The organism is Providencia sp. PROV150 (assembly GCF_028481025.1).
GTDB lineage: Bacteria > Pseudomonadota > Gammaproteobacteria > Enterobacterales > Enterobacteriaceae > Providencia > Providencia hangzhouensis.
Window position 1 is genome coordinate 121,968 of sequence record NZ_JAMPPJ010000013.1, and the last position, 20,912, is coordinate 142,879.

Annotated in this window: 19 protein-coding genes; 13 read left to right on the forward strand and 6 right to left on the reverse strand. The window is 41.8% G+C overall.

Annotation, left to right across the window (positions count from 1 at the left end):
* Positions 1 to 67: 67 nt before the first annotated feature.
* Positions 68 to 553, reverse strand: a complete 486-nt coding sequence (greB, locus tag PSE83_RS11250) for a transcription elongation factor GreB (RefSeq protein ID WP_004262861.1) — start codon at positions 551 to 553, stop codon at positions 68 to 70.
* Positions 554 to 721: 168 nt separating this feature from the next.
* Between greB and PSE83_RS11255 the strand changes: the two genes are divergently transcribed.
* The 4 genes from PSE83_RS11255 (at position 722) to PSE83_RS11270 (ending at position 6,216) form a co-directional block, all read left to right on the forward strand.
* Positions 722 to 3,052 carry a Tex family protein gene (locus PSE83_RS11255; protein ID WP_004262863.1) on the forward strand — a complete coding sequence of 777 codons (2,331 nt, stop codon included), beginning with the start codon at positions 722 to 724 and terminating at the stop codon, positions 3,050 to 3,052.
* Between the two features lie 340 nt (positions 3,053 to 3,392).
* Positions 3,393 to 3,623 (forward strand): ferrous iron transporter A, encoded by a 231-nt coding sequence (feoA, locus tag PSE83_RS11260; RefSeq protein WP_004262866.1) that lies wholly within the window; start codon positions 3,393 to 3,395, stop codon positions 3,621 to 3,623.
* Positions 3,624 to 3,652: 29 nt separating this feature from the next.
* Positions 3,653 to 5,971: a Fe(2+) transporter permease subunit FeoB gene (feoB, locus tag PSE83_RS11265; protein ID WP_004262869.1), complete on the forward strand. Its 2,319-nt coding sequence runs from the start codon at positions 3,653 to 3,655 to the stop codon at positions 5,969 to 5,971.
* An 11-nt stretch (positions 5,972 to 5,982) separates the two neighbouring features.
* Complete coding sequence (locus tag PSE83_RS11270) at positions 5,983 to 6,216, forward strand: FeoC-like transcriptional regulator (protein ID WP_004262872.1); 234 nt, start codon at positions 5,983 to 5,985, stop codon at positions 6,214 to 6,216.
* A 48-nt stretch (positions 6,217 to 6,264) separates the two neighbouring features.
* On the opposite strand, the gene bioH is transcribed toward PSE83_RS11270, so the two are convergent.
* The gene (gene bioH / locus PSE83_RS11275; RefSeq protein ID WP_036958605.1) at positions 6,265 to 7,044 is read right to left on the reverse strand and encodes a pimeloyl-ACP methyl ester esterase BioH; all 780 of its coding nucleotides are present in this window, start codon (positions 7,042 to 7,044) and stop codon (positions 6,265 to 6,267) included.
* A gap of 53 nt (positions 7,045 to 7,097) precedes the next feature.
* Here bioH and PSE83_RS11280 point away from each other — a divergent pair, with 53 nt between their 5' ends.
* From PSE83_RS11280 to PSE83_RS11310, 7 genes are all read left to right on the forward strand, one after another.
* Positions 7,098 to 7,781: a hypothetical protein gene (locus PSE83_RS11280; protein ID WP_036958606.1), complete on the forward strand. Its 684-nt coding sequence runs from the start codon at positions 7,098 to 7,100 to the stop codon at positions 7,779 to 7,781.
* 63 nt (positions 7,782 to 7,844) lie between these two features.
* Positions 7,845 to 8,423, forward strand: coding sequence for a Fe-S biogenesis protein NfuA (nfuA, locus tag PSE83_RS11285; RefSeq protein WP_004266130.1), 579 nt, complete (start codon positions 7,845 to 7,847; stop codon positions 8,421 to 8,423).
* Positions 8,424 to 8,511: 88 nt separating this feature from the next.
* On the forward strand, positions 8,512 to 8,835 hold the full coding sequence (gene glpE / locus PSE83_RS11290; RefSeq protein WP_004262879.1) for a thiosulfate sulfurtransferase GlpE: 324 nt from the start codon (positions 8,512 to 8,514) through the stop codon (positions 8,833 to 8,835).
* 16 nt (positions 8,836 to 8,851) lie between these two features.
* Complete coding sequence (glpG, locus tag PSE83_RS11295; protein WP_036958607.1) at positions 8,852 to 9,697, forward strand: rhomboid family intramembrane serine protease GlpG; 846 nt, start codon at positions 8,852 to 8,854, stop codon at positions 9,695 to 9,697.
* A 28-nt stretch (positions 9,698 to 9,725) separates the two neighbouring features.
* Positions 9,726 to 10,484, forward strand: a complete 759-nt coding sequence (locus PSE83_RS11300) for a DeoR/GlpR family transcriptional regulator (RefSeq protein WP_004262881.1) — start codon at positions 9,726 to 9,728, stop codon at positions 10,482 to 10,484.
* A gap of 293 nt (positions 10,485 to 10,777) precedes the next feature.
* On the forward strand, positions 10,778 to 12,283 hold the full coding sequence (glpD, locus tag PSE83_RS11305; RefSeq protein WP_272660854.1) for a glycerol-3-phosphate dehydrogenase: 1,506 nt from the start codon (positions 10,778 to 10,780) through the stop codon (positions 12,281 to 12,283).
* Positions 12,284 to 12,616: 333 nt separating this feature from the next.
* Positions 12,617 to 14,188, forward strand: a complete 1,572-nt coding sequence (locus tag PSE83_RS11310) for an ATP-binding cassette domain-containing protein (protein WP_164564303.1) — start codon at positions 12,617 to 12,619, stop codon at positions 14,186 to 14,188.
* Positions 14,189 to 14,230: 42 nt separating this feature from the next.
* On the opposite strand, the gene PSE83_RS11315 is transcribed toward PSE83_RS11310, so the two are convergent.
* From PSE83_RS11315 to PSE83_RS11325, 3 genes are read right to left on the reverse strand one after another with little or no spacing between them, the layout of a single operon-like run.
* A complete protein-coding gene (locus tag PSE83_RS11315; RefSeq protein ID WP_004262888.1) occupies positions 14,231 to 14,755 on the reverse strand; it encodes a DUF2569 family protein in 525 nt (174 codons plus the stop codon).
* An 18-nt stretch (positions 14,756 to 14,773) separates the two neighbouring features.
* Positions 14,774 to 15,127 carry a DUF488 domain-containing protein gene (locus PSE83_RS11320; RefSeq protein ID WP_136134158.1) on the reverse strand — a complete coding sequence of 118 codons (354 nt, stop codon included), beginning with the start codon at positions 15,125 to 15,127 and terminating at the stop codon, positions 14,774 to 14,776.
* Between the two features lie 40 nt (positions 15,128 to 15,167).
* A complete protein-coding gene (locus PSE83_RS11325) occupies positions 15,168 to 15,680 on the reverse strand; it encodes a DUF2569 domain-containing protein (RefSeq protein WP_004262890.1) in 513 nt (170 codons plus the stop codon).
* Positions 15,681 to 15,831: 151 nt separating this feature from the next.
* Here PSE83_RS11325 and PSE83_RS11330 point away from each other — a divergent pair, with 151 nt between their 5' ends.
* Complete coding sequence (locus PSE83_RS11330) at positions 15,832 to 16,731, forward strand: DNA-3-methyladenine glycosylase family protein (RefSeq protein ID WP_004262891.1); 900 nt, start codon at positions 15,832 to 15,834, stop codon at positions 16,729 to 16,731.
* Positions 16,732 to 16,794: 63 nt separating this feature from the next.
* On the opposite strand, the gene poxB is transcribed toward PSE83_RS11330, so the two are convergent.
* A complete protein-coding gene (gene poxB / locus PSE83_RS11335) occupies positions 16,795 to 18,519 on the reverse strand; it encodes a ubiquinone-dependent pyruvate dehydrogenase (RefSeq protein ID WP_004262892.1) in 1,725 nt (574 codons plus the stop codon).
* 821 nt (positions 18,520 to 19,340) lie between these two features.
* Here poxB and proP point away from each other — a divergent pair.
* Positions 19,341 to 20,843 (forward strand): glycine betaine/L-proline transporter ProP, encoded by a 1,503-nt coding sequence (proP, locus tag PSE83_RS11340; protein WP_004262894.1) that lies wholly within the window; start codon positions 19,341 to 19,343, stop codon positions 20,841 to 20,843.
* Positions 20,844 to 20,912 lie beyond the last annotated feature (69 nt).

The window sequence follows — 20,912 nt, forward strand, 5'->3', positions numbered from 1 at the left end:
TAAGTAAAACAATATTAATGCTCACTAATTTACCACTAACGTAGGATTTAATGAATCATTTTACACTTCAGGTGGTTAGTGGCTGGTAGCTTATTTCTAACACAAAATAAGTCACCTGCCCTCCTGGCGTATTTACTGTTATTTCATCATCAACCTGTTTACCTATCAAGGCTCGTGCTACGGGAGAATCAATTGAAATCCATTGTTTTGTAGGGTTGAATTCATCAGCACCGACGATACGGAATATTCTGATATTTTCATTTTCATCTTCTAGTTTAACCCATGCTCCAAAAAACACACGGCCTTCTTGGCGAGGATCAGGCTCGATAATCCTTAATTGATCCAATCTTTTGGATAAGAAACGGATGCGTCTATCAATTTCGCGCAACCTTTTTTTGCCGTAAATATATTCTGCATTTTCTGAGCGATCCCCTTGAGCTGCGGCCTCTGAAACAGATTGAGTAACCCGAGGACGTTCTTCCTTCCACAGGTATTTCAGCTCTTTATCTAATGCATCCCAACCTTCACGTGTAATTAAAAGACTTTTAGTCATAACCTTTGAATATTAATCAGTGAAACCATAATTATAGTATTTTATAGAACATAATCTGAGACTTTCCTACCAATAGGCTCAAATTCAGTCTGGAAATTCTCGTTACCACCAAGTATAACAGTGCAGTAAATTTTTTAACTGTTCTTTCAGTAGGTATTTAAACTCGACATGAATGAAACTCTAAGCCAAATTATTGCAGCGGAACTGCAAGCCCAGCCGAAACAGGTTTTTTCTGCCATCACACTATTAGATGAAGGGAATACTGTCCCGTTTATTGCACGTTACCGTAAAGAGGTTACCGGTGGGTTGGACGATACTCAGCTTCGCCAGCTAGAAAGCCGTTTAGGGTACTTGCGCGAATTAAATGACCGTAAACAAACCATTCTCAAATCGATAGAAGAGCAAGGGAAATTGACTCCAGAGCTTGCCTCCGCTATCGACACTACGCTTAATAAAACCGAACTTGAAGACCTGTATCTTCCTTATAAACCGAAACGTCGCACCCGTGGGCAAATTGCTATCGAAGCAGGGCTTGAGCCTTTAGCGGACACCTTATGGAATGACCCTAGCCAATCACCTGACGAACTTGCAAAAACGTATATCGATGCAGATAAAGGTGTTGCTGATGTCAAAGCCGCCTTAGATGGTGCTCGTTATATCCTTATGGAGCGTTTCGCCGAAGATGCGGCACTTTTAGCGAAAGTTCGTGACTATATTTGGAAAAATGCCCACCTTGTTTCTGTTGTTGCAGAAGGTAAGCAAGAAGAAGGGGTAAAATTTAGTGACTATTTTGAACATCACGAGCCTGTTGCTCAAGTCCCTTCTCACCGAGCTCTTGCGATGTTCCGTGGTCGTAACGAAGGAATTTTACAACTTTCATTAAACTGTGATCCACAGTTCGATGAACCGCCAAAAGAAAGTTACTGCGAAGAAATTATCACCCGCCATTTAGATATTCGTTTAAATAATGCTCCGGCTGACCAATGGCGTAAAGCCGTGATCAGCTGGACATGGCGTGTCAAAGTATTACTGCACTTAGAAACAGAGGTCATGAGCTCACTGCGCGAAAAAGCTGAAGAGGAAGCTATTAACGTGTTTGCTCGTAACCTTAGTGACTTACTGATGGCGGCACCAGCGGGAATGCGTGCCACCATGGGCTTAGATCCAGGTTTACGTACTGGGGTGAAAGTCGCTGTCGTGGATGCGACAGGTAAATTAATTGCGACGGATACGATTTATCCGCATACCGGACAAGCCGCAAAAGCGGCAACCATCGTTGCGGCACTTTGCCAAAAACATAACGTCGAATTAGTGGCGATTGGTAACGGCACCGCTTCTCGTGAAACGGAACGTTTCTTTGCTGAAGTACAAAAACAATACCCTGAAGTCACTGCACAGAAAGTCATTGTCAGCGAAGCTGGCGCTTCTGTTTATTCCGCTTCTGAACTTGCGGCTTTGGAGTTTCCTAGCTTAGATGTGTCTTTACGTGGTGCCGTATCTATTGCTCGTCGCCTACAAGACCCGCTTGCTGAATTAGTGAAAATTGACCCTAAATCCATTGGGGTTGGCCAATATCAGCATGATGTTAGCCAAACCCAGTTAGCGCGTAAACTCGATGCGGTCGTCGAGGACTGTGTAAACTCCGTTGGTGTTGATTTGAATACCGCTTCTGTTGCCTTACTGACTCGCGTTGCCGGTTTAAGCAAAATGATTGCGCAAAACGTGGTGGACTGGCGCGACCAGAATGGCCAGTTTAGTGATAGAAAACAGTTACTCAAAGTTGCACGCCTTGGGCCAAAAGCCTTTGAACAATGTGCGGGCTTCTTACGTATCACCAATGGTGAAAACCCGTTAGATGCTTCTACTGTTCACCCTGAAGCTTACCCGATTGTTGAAAAAATTCTTGAGTCTGTCCGCCAGCCGCTCAAAGAAATTATGGGTAACTCACAGGTGCTTAATGCCTTGAGCCCACGTGACTTTACTACTGAGCAATTCGGGGTTCCAACTGTCACTGATATCATTAAAGAACTGGAAAAACCGGGTCGCGACCCACGTCCTGAGTTTAAAACTGCCACCTTCGCAGAAGGTGTAGAAACGATGAATGACCTGACTTCTGGCATGATATTAGAAGGCGCAGTCACTAATGTGACCAACTTCGGTGCTTTTGTGGATATTGGTGTTCACCAAGACGGTTTAGTTCATATTTCTTCACTTTCAAATAGTTATGTCGAAGACCCACACAAGGTGGTAAAAGCGGGCGACATTGTTAAAGTAAAAGTGTTAGATGTTGATATTGCACGCAAACGTATCGCTTTAACGATGCGTTTAGATGAGCAAGCGGGGGATTCTAATAGTTCTCCTCGCCGTGCCGCCCCTGAACAGGAAAAAAATACGCGTAAAACACCTCAATCAAGAGGAAGTTCACGCCAAAACAACGCATCTTCGGGTAATAGTGCCATGAGTGATGCCCTTGCTGCTGCATTTGGCAAGAAACGTTAACTCTGTTAATAGGCATCGCAATGTACCTGTTGTGGTGCCTATTTCAATAAATAATGCTGTAATTAATTACCCCAGCCAATATATTAGGCATAATTAAACCCTCTCCCCCCGTTTACCCCACCATTATTTTTGCTAACGAAACACCGCAAACTCAATGCTTCGTTGATCCATATCAAGTCAAATTGACGAAAAAAGAGGCTAAATATAATAAAAGGTGGATGATTATGATTCTCATTGTTAATTAGATTTATTGTTGTTTGGTGGCCTCGTTACCTGAGCAATTGTAATCATTAACAATTGTCATCGATATCATTATGAATTAAATGATTAGGAAGACACTATGGCAATACTTCCTCAATGCAGCTACAAAATACTTGGTTTCTCCCCAGAAATCAGTCCTGCATACCGACAAAAACTGCTTTCACTCGGTTTACTTCCGGGTTCTGTCTTTAAAGTGGTGCGTTTAGCGCCTTTTGGCGATCCTGTACAAATAGAAACTCATCGTGTCAGCTTAGTGCTACGCAAAAAGGATCTCGCCCTACTCAACCTAGATGAAGCGACCACCGCTTAAGTATTTCTTTTTTATTATTGGCAAACACTATGAAACGTTTAACCATCGGCTTAATTGGTAACCCCAATGCAGGCAAAACGACCTTATTCAACCAGCTCACAGGGTCAAGACAGCGTGTCGGTAACTGGGCTGGGGTCACTGTTGAACGAAAAGTCGGTCGCTTCCATACAGATGACCATAAAATCGAGCTCGTTGACCTACCTGGCACCTATTCTCTGACCACGATTTCTGAACAAACCTCTCTCGACGAACAAATCGCCTGCTACTTTATTTTAAGTGGTGAGGCAGACATGCTCATTAATGTTGTCGATGCGTCTAATTTAGAACGTAACCTTTATCTGACATTACAATTAGTCGAGTTAGGCGTTCCATGTATTGTCGCCTTGAATATGTTGGATATCGCTCAAAGCCAACATATTGATATTAATATCGCTGAATTAGAAAAACAGCTCGGCTGCCCTGTGATCCCAATGGTTTCAACTCGAGCAACTGGTATCGATAAACTGAAAAAAGCCATTGATACACATCCACAAAATAGCCAGCAAGCCCTTGTGGAATATCCACCCCAATTATTACAGGCAGTGGATTCATTATCTGAACAAATTTCAGCACAACAATTTAGCCACCAGCAACGCCGCTGGTTAGCATTACAGATCCTCGAAGGGGATATTTATAGTCGCCAACGCGCTGAAGTATCTGAAGGGCAATTACTGGCGATACGCCAAACACTGAAAGAAAGCTTAAACGAAGAACCTGAATTACTCATTGCCGACGCACGTTATCAATCTATTGCCACAATTTGCAATGCTGCGATTAACAATAGTGCCGCTGAACCAAATCGACTAACACAATCACTGGATAAATTTATTCTGAGCCGTTGGCTCGGCGTACCAATTTTCTTGTTTGTGATGTATTTGATGTTCGTCTTAGCCATCAACATTGGCGGCGCCTTACAACCCTTCTTTGAAGGCGCATCAGAAGCGATATTTATCCATGGAATTCAATGGTTAGGAGATTATTTCAGCTTCCCTGATTGGCTAACTATTTTCCTTGCTCAAGGTGTTGGTGGCGGTATTAACACGGTTTTACCGTTAGTGCCACAAATCGGGATGATGTACCTGTTCCTTTCAATACTGGAAGACTCGGGCTATATGGCGCGAGCGGCTTTCGTAATGGACCGCCTCATGCAAGCACTAGGTTTACCGGGTAAATCCTTCGTACCTTTGATTGTCGGTTTTGGTTGTAACGTACCATCCATTATGGGTGCCCGCACGTTAGACGCACCCCGTGAAAGACTAATTACTGTATTAATGGCTCCGTTTATGTCTTGTGGGGCAAGACTGGCCATTTTCGCCGTTTTTGCTGCCGCTTTCTTTGGTAAAAATGGGGCAAGTGTGGTCTTTTCTCTCTATATTTTAGGGATTGTTGTCGCTATCTTAACTGGGTTACTACTAAAACATACCCTCATGCGTGGCGAAGCCTCTCCATTTATCATGGAACTTCCGGTTTACCATGTGCCACACATCAAAACACTACTGATTCAAACATGGCAACGCCTCAAAGGCTTCGTGGTACGTGCAGGTAAAGTCATTATCGTTGCCAGTATCTTTATTGGTGCATTAAATAGCTTTTCTTTCTCTGGTAAGCCTGTTGATAATATTAATGACTCCGCACTGGCTTCTGTCAGTAAAGTCATAACCCCTGCTTTACAACCTATTGGCGTGCATGCTGATAACTGGCAAGCGACCGTTGGGTTGATTACCGGGGCAATGGCCAAAGAGGTGGTAGTGGGAACACTAAACACCCTGTATACCGCTGAAGCCATTACATCTGAGCCGTTTGATGCAGAATCTTTCAATTTATGGGAAGAACTGGGAGATGCGGTTTCTGAAACTTGGGATAGCTTAAAAGAAACCTTTACCTTAAGCGCGCTATCAAACCCTATCGAAGCTAGTAAAGGCGATGGAGAGATGGAATCCGGCTCAATGGGAACCATGGCAGCAAAATTTGGTTCAGGAATTGCAGCTTACAGCTACCTCATCTTCGTCTTGCTGTATGTGCCTTGCGTCTCGGTGATGGGGGCTATCGCACGTGAAACCAATAAAAGCTGGATGAGTTTCTCCATTCTGTGGGGTTTAAATGTGGCTTATAGTCTTGCAGCTCTATTTTACCAAACAGCGACTTTCAGCGAACACCCACAAAGTAGCTTGATTACCATTACTGCGGTTATCCTGTTCAACCTTGCCTTGTTTATATTCTTACGTCGCATGCGTAGCCGCGTAACCTTGAATATCAAGAGCAAAACCGCAGAGCAATGCTCTGGCTGTTCAAGAGATGCTTGCCACTAAGGAATGAAACGATGACCAGCTTGCTACAAATAAGAGATTTAATCGCCTTATATGGGCAAGCTGACATCGCACTACTTAGTGAGCAGCTAAATACGCCAATCCCATTAATTAAAGCAATGGTTGAGAAGCTAGTAAGTTTAGAAAAAATTGAACAAGTCGATATCAGTGCTTGTTTAACAGGCAGTAGCTGTAAAGGTTGCCCTGAAAGCACTGATTGCGCTCATTTTGTGTATAAAATCAAATAATAGAGACACCACAAAAAATCAGCCCCAAATTAGGCTGATTTTTTTTATTTATTCCTCGGTACGACTTTGAAAATCCAACAAGTATTCGCAGAACTCATCAGGATGAGAAATAAATGGCGCGTGAGCGCTATTGCGCATAATCACGGATGGCGAATTCGGATACAGCTCATCTAAAATAGGCACTATTTTGCGCGGTACCAAGCCATCGAGATAACCATAAATGCGCAAGAAAGGAATAGGTAACTGTTTTAATTCATCCCGCAAATCTTCGGTACGTAATGATTCAAGCCCTGCATTTAGTGTTTCAACAGTTGGAATAGGCTGCTCAAGTACCACAGATTTCAAAGTTTTTGCATCATTTCTTGCACTTTCAGTGCCTAAAGTTTGCAATGCTAAAAAACGCTCGACGGTGCGATGAAAATCAGCCGAAAGTTGCTGCTCGAAACCTAATAAAACCTCTGGCCGGATCCCTGCCCAACCGTTTTCTTCTGCTTTAAAGCATGGGGAAGAAGCAACGGTAATTAACCCTTTGACTTCATAAGGATGGTCAAGCGCAATACGGCTTGCAACTAGCCCACCAAGTGACCAACCGAGCCAAATCGCGTTTTTAGGGGCTTGCTCCCACAAAATATTCGCCATCGATTGAATATTCATGGGGGAGAACCCTTGGCTACGTCCGTACCCCGGCAAGTCAACCAAATGAACCCGAAAGTGCGAAGCGATTCGCGGAATAATTGTTTGCCAGACTTGTGCATTCAATCCCCATCCGTGCAGCAACACAAGATCTTGTTTACCTTCACCAACGGTCTGCCAATATAACTTTGCCATCGTTACACTCTCTTCATTCATTTATTCGTCAACTCGTTTAACAGGACTCTACTATGCTAACAATGGAGGGGGGCTGCTGGCTATGCCATCAATCACTAAAATTACCTCATCAAGGTGTTTGTAGTTTTTGTCTTGAAGGATTACCTAAAATGCCAACCTGCTGTTTGCGCTGTGCTTTACCCTGTGAACAGCCTACCATGGAGTGTGGACGCTGCCTAAAAAACCCTCCTGCATGGCAGAGAATTATCACTGTAACCCCATACCAAGCCGCTTTACGCATGTTAATCCATCGGTTTAAATTTCAAAAACAACCTCAGCTTGCTTTTACTCTAGCTCGTATCTTTGCGTTATTTTGGCTCACGGGTTACCGCCAACAAAAATGGCACAAACCGGACTTAATTGTCACAATTCCATTGCATCGCCGCCGTCTGTGGTGGAGAGGATTTGACCACATGGCATTAATAGGCGAAAATTTATCCAGATGGTTAAATATCCCCTATTCGCAAAATTCATTATCGCGTAGTCGTGCTACACTGGCACAGACAACACTAAAACGTGAGTATCGCCAAAACAACCTAAAGGGAGCATTTACCTTAAACGACTCGGTTTCAAACCTACATGTTGCTGTTATTGATGATGTTATTACAACAGGTTCCACGATGAATGCCGCAGCACAATTGTTGATTTGTGCGGGAGCACGTACTGTTGATGCATGGTCACTGTGTCGCACCTTGTAGGAAAGGGGTAAATGGGCGTATTATAACCAACTAAAGCAGTCAACTATTATTGAGCAAATGATTATGATTAATATTACTGAAGCAGCACAGGCTCATTTTGCCAAGTTGTTGGAAAATCAAGAGCCAGGAACTCAAATCCGTGTTTTTGTTATCAACCCAGGCACACCAACCGCAGAATGCGGTGTGTCATACTGCCCTCCGGGTGCCGTTGAAGCAACAGATAAAGAACTAAAGTTCGAGAAATTATCTGCTTATGTTGATGAAATTAGCGCTCCATTCTTGGATGATGCCGAGATTGACTTCGTTACCGACCAACTAGGCTCACAACTGACGTTAAAAGCGCCGAACGCCAAAATGCGTAAAGTCTCTGATGACGCACCATTAATTGAGCGTGTTGAGTATGTTTTACAGTCACAAATTAACCCACAACTTGCCAGCCACGGTGGCCGTGTTTCCCTGATGGAAATCACCGATGAAGGCTTTGCAATTCTGCAATTTGGTGGCGGCTGTAACGGTTGTTCAATGGTCGATGTCACGCTTAAAGAAGGTATCGAAAAAGAACTTCTCAAAATGTTTGAAGGTGAGCTAAAAGGCGTTAAAGACCTGACTGAACACCAACGTGGCGAGCACTCTTTCTACTAATCAATACCACGAATATTTGGCACTCTGTTTTTACGAGTGCCTATTATTTAACCTTTAATGGGTTGTTACCTACTGTATTCGGTATTTTATGGACCATTTTGAAACACTAACACCAGAACAAGCCTATCAACATTGGTTAGACGGCACGGCCATACTGGTAGATGTACGAGACCCACAAAGTTTCCGTGCAGGCCATGCTAGTGGAGCCTATCACCTCACCAATGAGTCACTGAGCCAATTTTTAGAACAAACGGATTACGAACAACCTGTTATGGTGATGTGCTACCATGGGCACAGTAGCCAAGGTGCTGCACAATATCTGATCAACATTGGCTTTGAATCTGTATATAGCATCAATGGTGGATTTGAAGCATGGTTAAGGGAATATCCACAAGCCGTTACGGCTCTCTAGATGAGAAAACGCATTCATGATCCACATCACCTCCTTTGCTAATCCCAGAATGGCGCAAGCCTTTGTTGACTATATGGCTAGCAAAAATATTCACTTAAAAATAAAGCCATCACAGGAACAAGCTGTCTTTGAGCTTTGGCTAGAAGATGAGCAACTTCAACCTCAAGTCCAAAAAGAATTAGATATTTTTCTACAAGACCCAAATCACCCTCGCTACCTAGAAGCCAGTTGGCACACGGGAAGCGCAGATACCCAGTTTCAATATCGCAATTACCTAACTTGGGGTTACCTTAAAGAACAATCTGGCCCTTTAACTATCGCTGTTATTTTGTTGTCGATTGTTGTATATCTTTGGGTAGAAATGACTGATGCACGAGAAGTTCTACGTTATTTGGCATGGCCTATTGGCGACCAACAAACGGAACTTTGGCGTTGGTTTAGTCCTGCATTGGTGCACTTTTCGCTATCACATATTGGTTTCAACCTTGCGCTCTGGTGGTTTTTGGCTGGGCAAGTAGAACGAAAGCTCGGAACGGGTAAATTATTCACTATCTTACTGGTCTCAGCGCTGTTTAGTAACTGGGGGCAGTCGCTGTTTAGTGAAAACAACTTTGGCGGCTTATCTGGTGTCGTCTATGCCCTTGTCAGCTATGTGTGGTTAACGGGTGAACGTCGTCCCGAAAGTGGCATCAGTGTTCCTCGAGGGTTAATGATATTCTCGATTATCTGGCTTTTTTTCGGTTACTTCGATGTTTTAGGTATGCATATTGCCAATGCCGCACATACTTCAGGGTTAATTATCGGCTTATTGATGGGAGTATGGGATAATAGGCACAGTTTTAAACACCAGAGCTCCAGATAAAACATTTTAATAATTAGAGGCTAACGCTGTGAAACAAACCCAGAGACATGATGCAATAGTTGAGCTTGTGCGTCTTCAGGGATATGTCAGTACTGAAGAACTCGTCGAACACTTTGAGGTTAGCCCTCAAACGATCCGTCGAGACCTCAATGACCTCGCTGAACAGAATAAAATTCAGCGGCACCACGGTGGCGCAGCACTGCCTTCAAGTTCTGTGAATGCAGCTTATAATGACCGTAAAATCATGTGGTCAGATGAAAAAGCGCGTATCGCGCAGCATGTTGCAAGCCAGATCCCTGATGGTGCGACACTATTTATTGATATTGGTACAACCCCTGAAGCGGTTGCTCATGCGCTGGTTAACCATAAAAACCTACGTGTGGTGACCAATAATCTTAACGTCGCCACCTTGCTGATGCCAAAAGAAGACTTCCGCCTAATTTTAGCGGGAGGTGAAGTACGATCACGAGATGGCGGTATTGTCGGTGAAGCGACCCTCGATTTTATTTCCCAATTTAGGTTAGATTACGGCATTTTGGGTATCAGTGGTATTGATATGGATGGCTCATTACTTGAGTTCGATTACCACGAAGTTCGTACCAAACGCGCGATTATTGAAAATTCACGTTGTGTCATGCTTGTCACCGACCATTCTAAATTTGGTCGTAACGCGATGGTTAATCTGGGTAATATGAACCTAATTGACTATTTATTTACTGATAAACAGCCACCAGACAGCATTCTCAAAGTGATTGAGCAACATAATGTTCAATTAGAGCTTTGTTAATCAAATAGTTACCTTCATGATGGTAGTCCCAGCTACCATCATGTTCATTAGTCCCCTTCCCCACCATAGTCCCCCACCTTACAGGTGTTTTTTTCTTTTTCGCGCGAAACCCTCTTTTCCCTCTTGTAAATAACAATACTTTATATGTGGGTATTGAAAAAAAATTGTTACCAATATCACGCAGTTGTTATTTTTTTCATTAATAATAGTTGGCATCACTATCTATTTTGACTACAATCAAATGAGCGAAAACGAACATTATTGAAAGTGTTTCGAACATCTCAGGGGGATGCATGGAAACTAAAGACTTGATTGTCATCGGCGGCGGGATCAACGGCGCTGGAATTGCAGCAGATGCTGCAGGTCGTGGATTATCGGTATTACTGCTCGAAGCTCAAGACTTGGCAAGTGCGACTTCATCTGCGAGTTCTAAACTCATTCATGGTGGCTTACGTTATTTAGAGCATTATGAATTTAGATTAGTCAGCGAAGCTTTGGCAGAACGTGAAGTGCTATTACGATTAGCACCGCATATTGCCTTCCCAATGCGCTTCCGCTTACCTCATCAGCCTCATTTACGTCCAGCTTGGATGATCCGTATTGGCCTATTCTTATATGACCATTTAGGCAAACGTGTCAGCTTACCAAGTAGTAAGGGGCTGAAATTCAACCAAAACTCTGTACTAAAACCTGAACTAACAAAAGGTTTTGAATATTCCGATTGTTGGGTTGATGATGCGCGTTTAGTTGTGTTAAACGCTCAAGAAGTGGTACGTAAGAGTGGTGAGGTTCGTACTCGCACAAAAGTGACTCGCGCTTACCGTGAAAACGGCTTATGGGTTGTTGAGGCTCAGGACTTACGTACAGGCGAAACCCATACATGGAAAGCAAAAGGGCTGGTTAACGCCACAGGGCCTTGGGTAAAAGAGTTCTTTGATGATGGGCTGAAATTAAAATCACCTTATGGTATTCGCCTAATCAAAGGGAGCCATATTGTTGTTCCGCGTGCTCATGATGAACCACAAGCGTACATCTTACAAAATGAAGATAACCGTATTGTATTTGTTATCCCGTGGATGGATGAATTTTCTATCATCGGCACCACTGACGTAGAATACAAAGGCGACCCGAAAGACGTCAAAATTGATGAAAACGAAGTTAACTATTTACTGAAAGTGTATAACGATCACTTCAAAAAACAGTTAACCGTGAGTGATATTGTTTGGGACTATTCAGGTGTTCGCCCACTGTGCGACGATGAATCAGACTCACCACAAGCCATTACTCGTGATTACACATTGGATATTCACGATGAACAAGGCCAAGCGCCATTGTTATCTGTATTTGGCGGTAAATTAACCACTTACCGTAAATTAGCGGAAGCTGCTGTTAATAAGTTAGCGACTTACTATCCAAATGCAGGTAGCCCATGGACTAAAAATGGTCAGTTACCAGGTGGTGATATCGAAGGTTGTGACCGTGATGGTTATGCACGTGTATTGCGTCAACATTATCAATGGCTTCCTGAAGGTTTAGCGCTACGCTTTGCCAGAACCTACGGTAGCAACAGTAAGTTAATCCTTGAAGGTGCAAATTCACTCAGCGACCTCGGTGAAGCCTTCTCTGCGAATGTCTATGAAGCAGAATTACGTTACTTAGTCAAACATGAGTGGGTAACAGAATTGGATGATGCCATTTGGCGTCGCACTAAATTGGGTATGTGGCTGAATGAAGAAGAAAAACAGCGCATTGCTCAGTGGTTAGCAAAAAATGGGTTGTCAGAGCACACCTCTGCATAATCGTAAAAATCTCGTTGTTATAAAATCTCGTTGTTAATGGAAAAGGCCAGTTGCAATTGTTGACTGGCTTTTTCTATTTTTAGTTTGTACGACTTTCAGAAAAACCCCAATCACGATAATTTGCACAAATCAATTCCATCTGTTTATAATGTACGCGACCTTACTTCTCACCCAACTTCGCAGGTACGCCTCACGATGAACTAAGCACTGCCAGAAAATATTTTCTAATACCCTTTTGGTATTCATTTTTCTGTTCCTGGCAGGCAACCGCTTTCATCGACACTTCTTGATAAGTCAACGACGTTGTCTGTCCTCATTATTTTGGAGGTGCATATGACGATAGCTTGTCACTTTTCACAGCTCAATATTGAATTTAACCAAACCGCCCTTTTTCCACCGATAAGCGGGACGTTGTCATGCCAAAAAAATGCTCTAATTGGCCATAATGGCAGAGGAAAATCGGTTTTAATGCGTATTCTTGCTAACCAATTGCGCCCTACACAAGGGAATGTACATTGGAACCTCCCCTTTATCTATGTTGAGCAGTTAACTCGGCTAACGGGCGAAACACTCGTCGATGCCTTAGGCATCAAGGAACTTTATCATGCATTTTCACGCATTGAGGCAGGAAATGGTTCTTTGGCAGATTTTGAACTAACGGAAGATAAATGGCATTTACCTTCCCAATGGCAAAGTTTATTGGACTCTGCTGGGCTAGCTATCTCAATGGAAGCTCCTATCTCCCATTTAAGTGGGGGTGAACGTACCCGTCTAGCCCTTTGCCGTGCATTTCTTCATCAAGATCACTTTTTGCTACTTGATGAGCCGGATAACCATTTAGATACGCAAAGTCGGCAATGGCTCAGCCAAAAGCTTACTGAGCATCGGGCTGGCTGCCTAGTTATCTCTCACAACAGAACTCTGTTAGGCGAAATGGATGCTATTTTTGAATTAACGGAAAAAGGCTTACACGAATATGGGGGAAATTATGCGTTATACGATACCCAAAAAAACTTGGAAATTGCCGCAATTGATGCACAAAGTGAGCGCTTAGAAAAACGTATTCACCAAGAGAAAAAGCAGCAACAGGCCACATTACAAAAAGCCGCTCAACGCAAGAAACAGGGGGAAAAAATTCGCTATGGTGGGTCGCAATCCTTACTGCTACTTGATATGCAAAAGAACCGTGCAGAGAAAAGGCAATCAAATGTCGCAGAACGGCACCAACGGGTTATGGATAATCTGCAAAGCCAACAACAGGAAAACCAAGAAAAAGCTCGCTATATCAAGCCACAAAAAATGACGATTAACTATCAAAATGAAGGTAATAAAGTCACAATTTTTGCTTCTAACTTGTGTTTGCCCTACGGTTATTCATCACCACTTTCATTCACCATATACAGTGGAGAACATTGGCATATTCAAGGGCGTAATGGCTGTGGTAAGTCAACACTACTTAAAGTGCTTGCTGGCCTATTGCCATCATCTTCAGGAGAGTGCCGCCTAAGCGGTGAATTTTGCTATTTAGACCAACACCTCAACTTACTCGATAAGACATTACCTGTCGCTGAAGCACTTCATCAATACCAACCGTTGTTTACTGTAGAGCAGTGGCGCACGCAATTAGGTATGCTGCGAATACGAGGAGATAAATCATTACTGCCACTACAGCAGCTCAGTGGTGGTGAGCAGTTAAAAGCAACACTACTGGCGCTCACGCATAGCCCGAACCCACCCGCTATTTTATTACTCGATGAACCGGATAACCATTTAGACTTGGATTCAAAACAACTACTTGAAGCGCTATTGCAGGACTACCAAGGAACACTCTTACTGGTTTCTCACGATGACGCCTTTATTGCAAACTGCAATATAACCCATACGCTAAATCTTTCTGATAAATAACTGTCTACTAGGCCACTGCCAAATTAGGTGTGGCCATCTGCTTTAATGGATAAACGTATTTTTGACACGATGAGAAACTAAAAAGTAGGGGATCCATAACACACAATAGAAGCTGCCATTTATAGCGGTAATAATATTTGAGTAGTTAATTTCCAAACCAAATATATATGGGAACACAAAACGAGCAACTAATACCATTAAAGTAAACAGTACCATGGTGGTGATAAACAGCCACTTCGCCTGTTTTTTCCATTTAACCGCAGCGATAAACGTCCAAAGAAATAGAGCAATTAAAACACCATAACCTAGTTGCAAGAGGTAAAAACCTGTCGCAAAGCCTGAAATATAAAAATCAGAATCCGCTTCAGTTGCCAATGACCATGCAGTTTGTACTTGCGAAATTTCTTGTAATAGCATCGTGACCGTTTTGTACAACATATAAAACAGACCAATAACCGGTAAAATTAACCATCCACTGAGTCCCTGTAACGGCTTTTTAACTACCGGCTGAGCCTCTGGTGATATTATTGCTGGCTCTGTTTGCGTGGTTGATTGCTGAATATCCATTCAAATAACCTTTATTTACTATTTACTTTGCATTTTTTCTTCAAGAAATGTCTTGAGTACAATTGCTTGATTATGTTCTGTATTTTTAGCACTGTATAACAGTGTTAAGTCACCTTGTTTTGCTTGTGAAACCAATACCTGCCAAGCTGTTGTGTTATTAAGTTCCTGCTGATATCGCTCGATAAATTGAGCAAACTGATCTGTGTTCTGATGAAACCATTTTCGTAACTCATTGGAAGGTGCAACGTCTTTATTCCAAGAGTCGTGGTGTAAGTCTGTTTTTTTTATTCCTCTTGGCCACAGTCTATCGATAAGCACGCGATAACCATCATTATCGTCAACAGGGTCATAAACTCGTTTGCATTTAATCATCATTTACCTACCCAATAAGTAAACCGCAGCATTTTATTTATTAATTTACAAAAGTATTTTTAACACGCCTTGAAACTAAAAAATACGGTATCCAAATGGCACAAGCAATTAGAGCCCGAAAAATATCTTTGATATCGGAGGCTTCAACCTCTAAATCCAATAAAATACTTGCGAGTATAATATCCGTAACCGTCAAAACTAAAGAAAAGATCTGGAAAAAAATATAAATTTTAATTGTGAGTTTTTTCTTTGTAAAAAAGACATAACTTAGGAAAAGTAAGGTGGCGTATAAAATAACGTTACCTAAAACTTCAAAGTAGATTAGCTCTTTAAATAATGGAATAAATGAACTTGATTGTGGGTCTGTTAATTCAATCCAATATTCAATCACTTGAGCATTTTGCTCATAAATCGAAAAAGGCAAAATAATCAAGGACAATATTATCCCTAACATGGGTAAAATAAGCCATCCACCAATGCCTTTTAATTCCTGCCTTGGTTGTGGTGATGGTACCGAAGTGCCATGAGATGAACTGTGACCTTCAGTTTTCATTTACACTTCCTTATTAAACAGACAAATAATATCAATACAAAATAAATAGCCCTGTATAAGATAGCATACCTACTCAACAAAAAATGAGTAACTAAATGCGCTAATTCACAATTATATTGCTAATAAAGAACAATCTGACAAGGCCATCATTATGCAAATATTTACCGCACAGTTACCACTCCCTACCAATTACCTTTATGGTGATTTTTTTGCCTTTCATTTAAGAGATCAACACAATGTCGCGGAAATAGTAGAAGAAAATACATTACATAAAGGCATAATATGGCAACAACATGCAACAAAAATGACATTGGAACTTAAAAAACAACAAACAACGATTTCATTAGCGATTGATTCTCCATCTATCATTATCAATGAGCAAGATTTACTAACGCTGGCACAGCATGTACTTGGTTTGAAACAAAATATTGATGAGTTCGAAAAACGCTACCTTGAAACCCCAATACTTGGACAGCTCATTGAAAAACAAAGAGGATTACGGATTTATCAATCTGCTAGTGCATTTGAAGCGTTAGTTTGGGCTATTATTGGGCAACAAATTAGTGTCCATGCAGCTATCGCCATTCGTCGGCGATTTATCCAAGCCGTGGGGATTCAGCATGCTTCAGGTATTTGGTGTTTTCCCGATGTTCCACAAGTCAGGTTAGTTGATGACGAAATACTGCGCCAAACGGGTTTTTCAAAGGGAAAAATTATCGCCCTCAGAGCTCTTTGTGACGCCATCGAAAATCAACAAATTGATTTATCACAGCACGTGACTCATTCCAATGCGAATCAAATAACTGAACAATTATTACAAATCAAAGGTATTGGACCTTGGACTGTGAGCTATGCTTTACTTAGAGGATTCAACTATTTAGATGGCTCTTTACATGGAGATGTGGCGGTAAGACGTAATTTGCAAACATTACTTGCGAAATTAGAACAGCCCTCCGCCAAAGAAACGGAAAAATGGTTGGAACAATTTTCCCCATGGCGTGCACTGGTTGCCGCCCATTTGTGGCGTAGCCAGTCAGCCGCAGGTTATTGAATAGTTTTAAAAAGCCCACTTCAATAACCTGAAATGGGCTTTCCTACTATTCACAATAATGATTTAACGTAACCAGTTCGTTTTCACTAATTGAACGACTTCATCACCGCGACCACTCATAATCGCTTTTAACATATACAAGCTAAAGCCTTTCGCTTCTTGTGCCGCAATTTCTGGTGGCATAGACAGCTCTTGTTTGGCGGTTAGGACATCAACTACCACTGGCCCATCATGGGCAAAAGCTTCTTTTAATGCACCGTCTAGATCTTCACTTTTTTCAACACGGATCCCTTTGATACCCGCAGCATTCGCAATCGCTGCAAAGTTAGGGTTATGTAAATCCGTTCCCGCTGTTAAGAAACCAGCCACTTTCATTTCCATGGCAACAAAACCGAGCACCCCATTGTTATGAATGATGATTTTTACCGGTAATTGCATTTGAGAAAGAGAGATAAAGTCCCCCATTAGCATACTGAAACCGCCGTCGCCACACATTGCAACCACTTGACGTTTTTTATCAACGGCCTGCGCACCAATAGCTTGTGGCATCGCATTCGCCATTGACCCGTGGTTAAAAGAGCCAATTAAACGGCGCTTACCGTTCATTTTCAAGTAGCGCGCAGCCCATACTGTCGGGGTTCCAACGTCACAGGTGAAAATCGCGTCATCAGCAGCTAATTCACTAATTTTTGTTGCAAGATACTGAGGATGTATTAACCCCTCATGACCCGGTTTAGCGAGGTCATCTAACCCTTTTCGAGCCTCTGCATAATGTTTTAAAGCGCCATCAAGGTGTTTTGTATCTTGTTTAGCCTCTAAATGTGGCTGTAATGCATCTAATGTTGCTTTGATATCACCAATCAGCCCCATATCAATATGGCAGTGGGAGCCCAAGCTACCTGCATTAATATCAACCTGAATGATTTTAGCTTCGCTTGGGTAGAAAGGACGGTATGGAAATTGTGTCCCTAACAAAACAACCGTATCTGCATTCATCATTGCGTGGTAACCTGATGAAAAACCTATTAAGCCTGTCATCCCAACGCTGTATGGGTTATCCCATTCAATATGTTCTTTACCACGTAACGCGTGTACTACCGGTGCTTTTAGTGTTTCTGCTAGTTTAACCACTTCATCATGGGCACCTGCGCAGCCATTACCACAGAATAACGTGATATTCTTAGACTGATTCAGCAATTCAGCGAGTTTTTCGATTTCACTTCGCTGAGGCATAATCAGTGGGGCTTGTGGTTGATACCATGTTTCTTTCGCGGACTCTGGCGCATCTTTTAGCGCAATATCACCCGGAATCACGACCACGGATACCCCTTTATTTAGAATCGCTTTACGCATAGCGATACCAAGAACTTGTGGAATTTGCTCTGGATTAGAGACCATTTCACAATAATGGCTGCACTCGCGGAATAATTCAGTTGGATGGGTTTCTTGGAAATAATTACTACCAATTTCGCTAGATGGAATATGAGCGGCGATTGCCAAAACGGGCACTCGATTACGATGGCAATCATACAGCCCATTAATAAGGTGCATATTTCCCGGCCCACAAGAGCCTGCACATACGGCTAAATTACCAGTTAGCTGAGCTTCTGAACCCGCAGCAAAGGCAGCGACTTCCTCATGGCGAGTTCCTAGCCACTCAATAGCGCCTTGACGACGCAAGCTGTCGGTTAAGCCATTCAACGAGTCTCCTGTAACGCCCCAAATACGTTTAACACCTGCATTATCAAGTACTTTTGCAATATAGGATGCAACACTCTGTTTTTTCATAATGGCACTCTTTTAAGTCGGATGTGATACCCTTGATATCTTGCAGCTCAAAATATGAAAGGTACTTTTAGAAACATAACAACATTCAAAGTAGAATCTTGTCATACTCGCGTATATCAAACCCAATATCGATAATAGATTGATTGTAACTAAGTAAATTCCTCATTCCTACTCATCAAATTAAATATAAAACAGAACAGCACAATCCACCGTTATTATCAAAAGAAGAGGATAGCAACAAGATAAATAAATAGACGAGTTATTAACAACTTAAGCAAAACAAGAACATCATAAAAAGATGGAGTTATCTGCATATATTATTCATCACAGTCACACCATTGTTTCCACCATATTAAATCAATAACCTTATATATTTATGACAGACTAAAACTCACCAAAAAACATATACTAAATTGATTTAAAACAATTTATATTCACCTAATTGATCCCCAAAGTTCTATTTTTTCAAGTATTAAATTCAATCGTTATATTACCAATATAAAATCCCAATAAGGCGCATGAATCAGTATAAAGCACCTACATTTTACATTTGTTCGATATTAATGTAGTATTAGTACTGTATTTTTTAACTCAAGGTGACTTTTTTGCTGTATTTTAAAGACAGACACTCTCATTATTCTACCCATTACATACCTATTTTAGCCTGTTATTTCAGCACAACATAAAAACACTAAAAACTTATCTATTACGTAAACAACGTCTATTCTAAATAATAAGGTTTTATATTTTCCGATGTATGAAAACCCATATCTTAAGTGCTGTTGTTTCGATTATTGAAATTAAAATAAGAGGATGGTTTCATGAGATTCAAGAAGAAAAAAGAAAAACCGTTAAATATTAGTGATATTACTATTATTGATGACGGTAAACTCAAAAAAGCAATTACCGCGGCTTCGCTGGGTAATGCGATGGAATGGTTTGATTTTGGGGTATACGGTTTCTTAGCCTATGTTCTAGGTCAGGTTTTCTTTCCGGACGCATCACCGAGCGTACAGATGATTGCCGCATTAGCCACTTTCTCCGTGCCTTTCTTAGTTAGGCCATTAGGTGGTGTCGTTTTTGGTATTTTAGGTGACAAATACGGCCGTCAAAAAGTCCTTTCGATGACAATTATCATCATGGCAGTCAGTACCTTCTGTATTGGTTTGATTCCATCATATGAAAGCATCGGTATCTGGGCGCCCATTCTGTTATTAATTGCTAAGTTAGCTCAAGGTTTCTCGGTAGGTGGTGAATATTCTGGTGCAGCAATCTTTGTTGCTGAATACTCACCAGACCGTAAACGTGGCTTTATGGGAAGTTGGTTAGACTTTGGCTCTATCGCCGGTTTTGTCTTAGGTGCGGGTGTCGTAGTACTAATTTCCAGTATCGTTGGGGAAGCTAACTTCCATGATTGGGGCTGGAGAATTCCGTTCTTCTTAGCATTACCGTTAGGGATCATCGGGTTATATCTACGTCATTCACTAGAAGAAACCCCTGCTTTCCAACAACATGTCGAATCGTTAGAAAAGCAAGATAAAGCCAATATTCAAAACCCACCAAAAATCTCAGTACGTGAAGTGGCGACTAAGTATTGGAAAAGCTTGATGATTTGTGTTGGCTTGGTTATCGCAACCAACGTGACTTACTATATGTTGCTGACCTACATGCCAAGTTACTTATCACACAACCTGAATTACTCTACTGACCATGGTGTGCTAATTATTATTGCAATTATGATTGGTATGTTATTTGTTCAACCGATTATCGGTTTAACCAGTGATAAAATTGGTCGTCGCCCATTTGTCATTACCGGTAGCGTAGGGCTGATTTTATTGGCATACCCTGCGTTTATGTTAATCAACAGTGGTTCTGTTGGCTTAATTTTCCTAGGTTTATTAATTTTAGCGGTGCTGTTGAACTGTTTTACAGGGGTTATGGCTTCCATTTTACCCGCGATTTTCCCGACACATATTCGTTACAGTGCGTTAGCTATTGCCTTTAACATTTCAGTATTAATTGCCGGTGCGACACCGACTGTTGCGGCATGGTTGGTCGAATCAACCACTGACTTATATATGCCAGCTTATTACTTAATCGTGATTGCTTTAATCGGCTTATATACGGGTATCAGGATGCCAGAAACGGCGAATAAGCCATTGCGTGGAGCAACACCTGCGGCATCAGATAAAGCTGAGGCAAAAGAAATTCTTAGCGAGCACTTTGACAATATTGAGCAGAAAGTTGAAGATATTGACCAACAAATTGCTGAGCTTGAGAAAAAACGCCAATCCTTAATCAATCAGCACCCTAAATTAGATTAAACATGAAAGAGCCGGTAAAACGGCTCTTAAGGTTGTTGACAAAGCGGGATAAAAGCGTGGTTTTTCCCA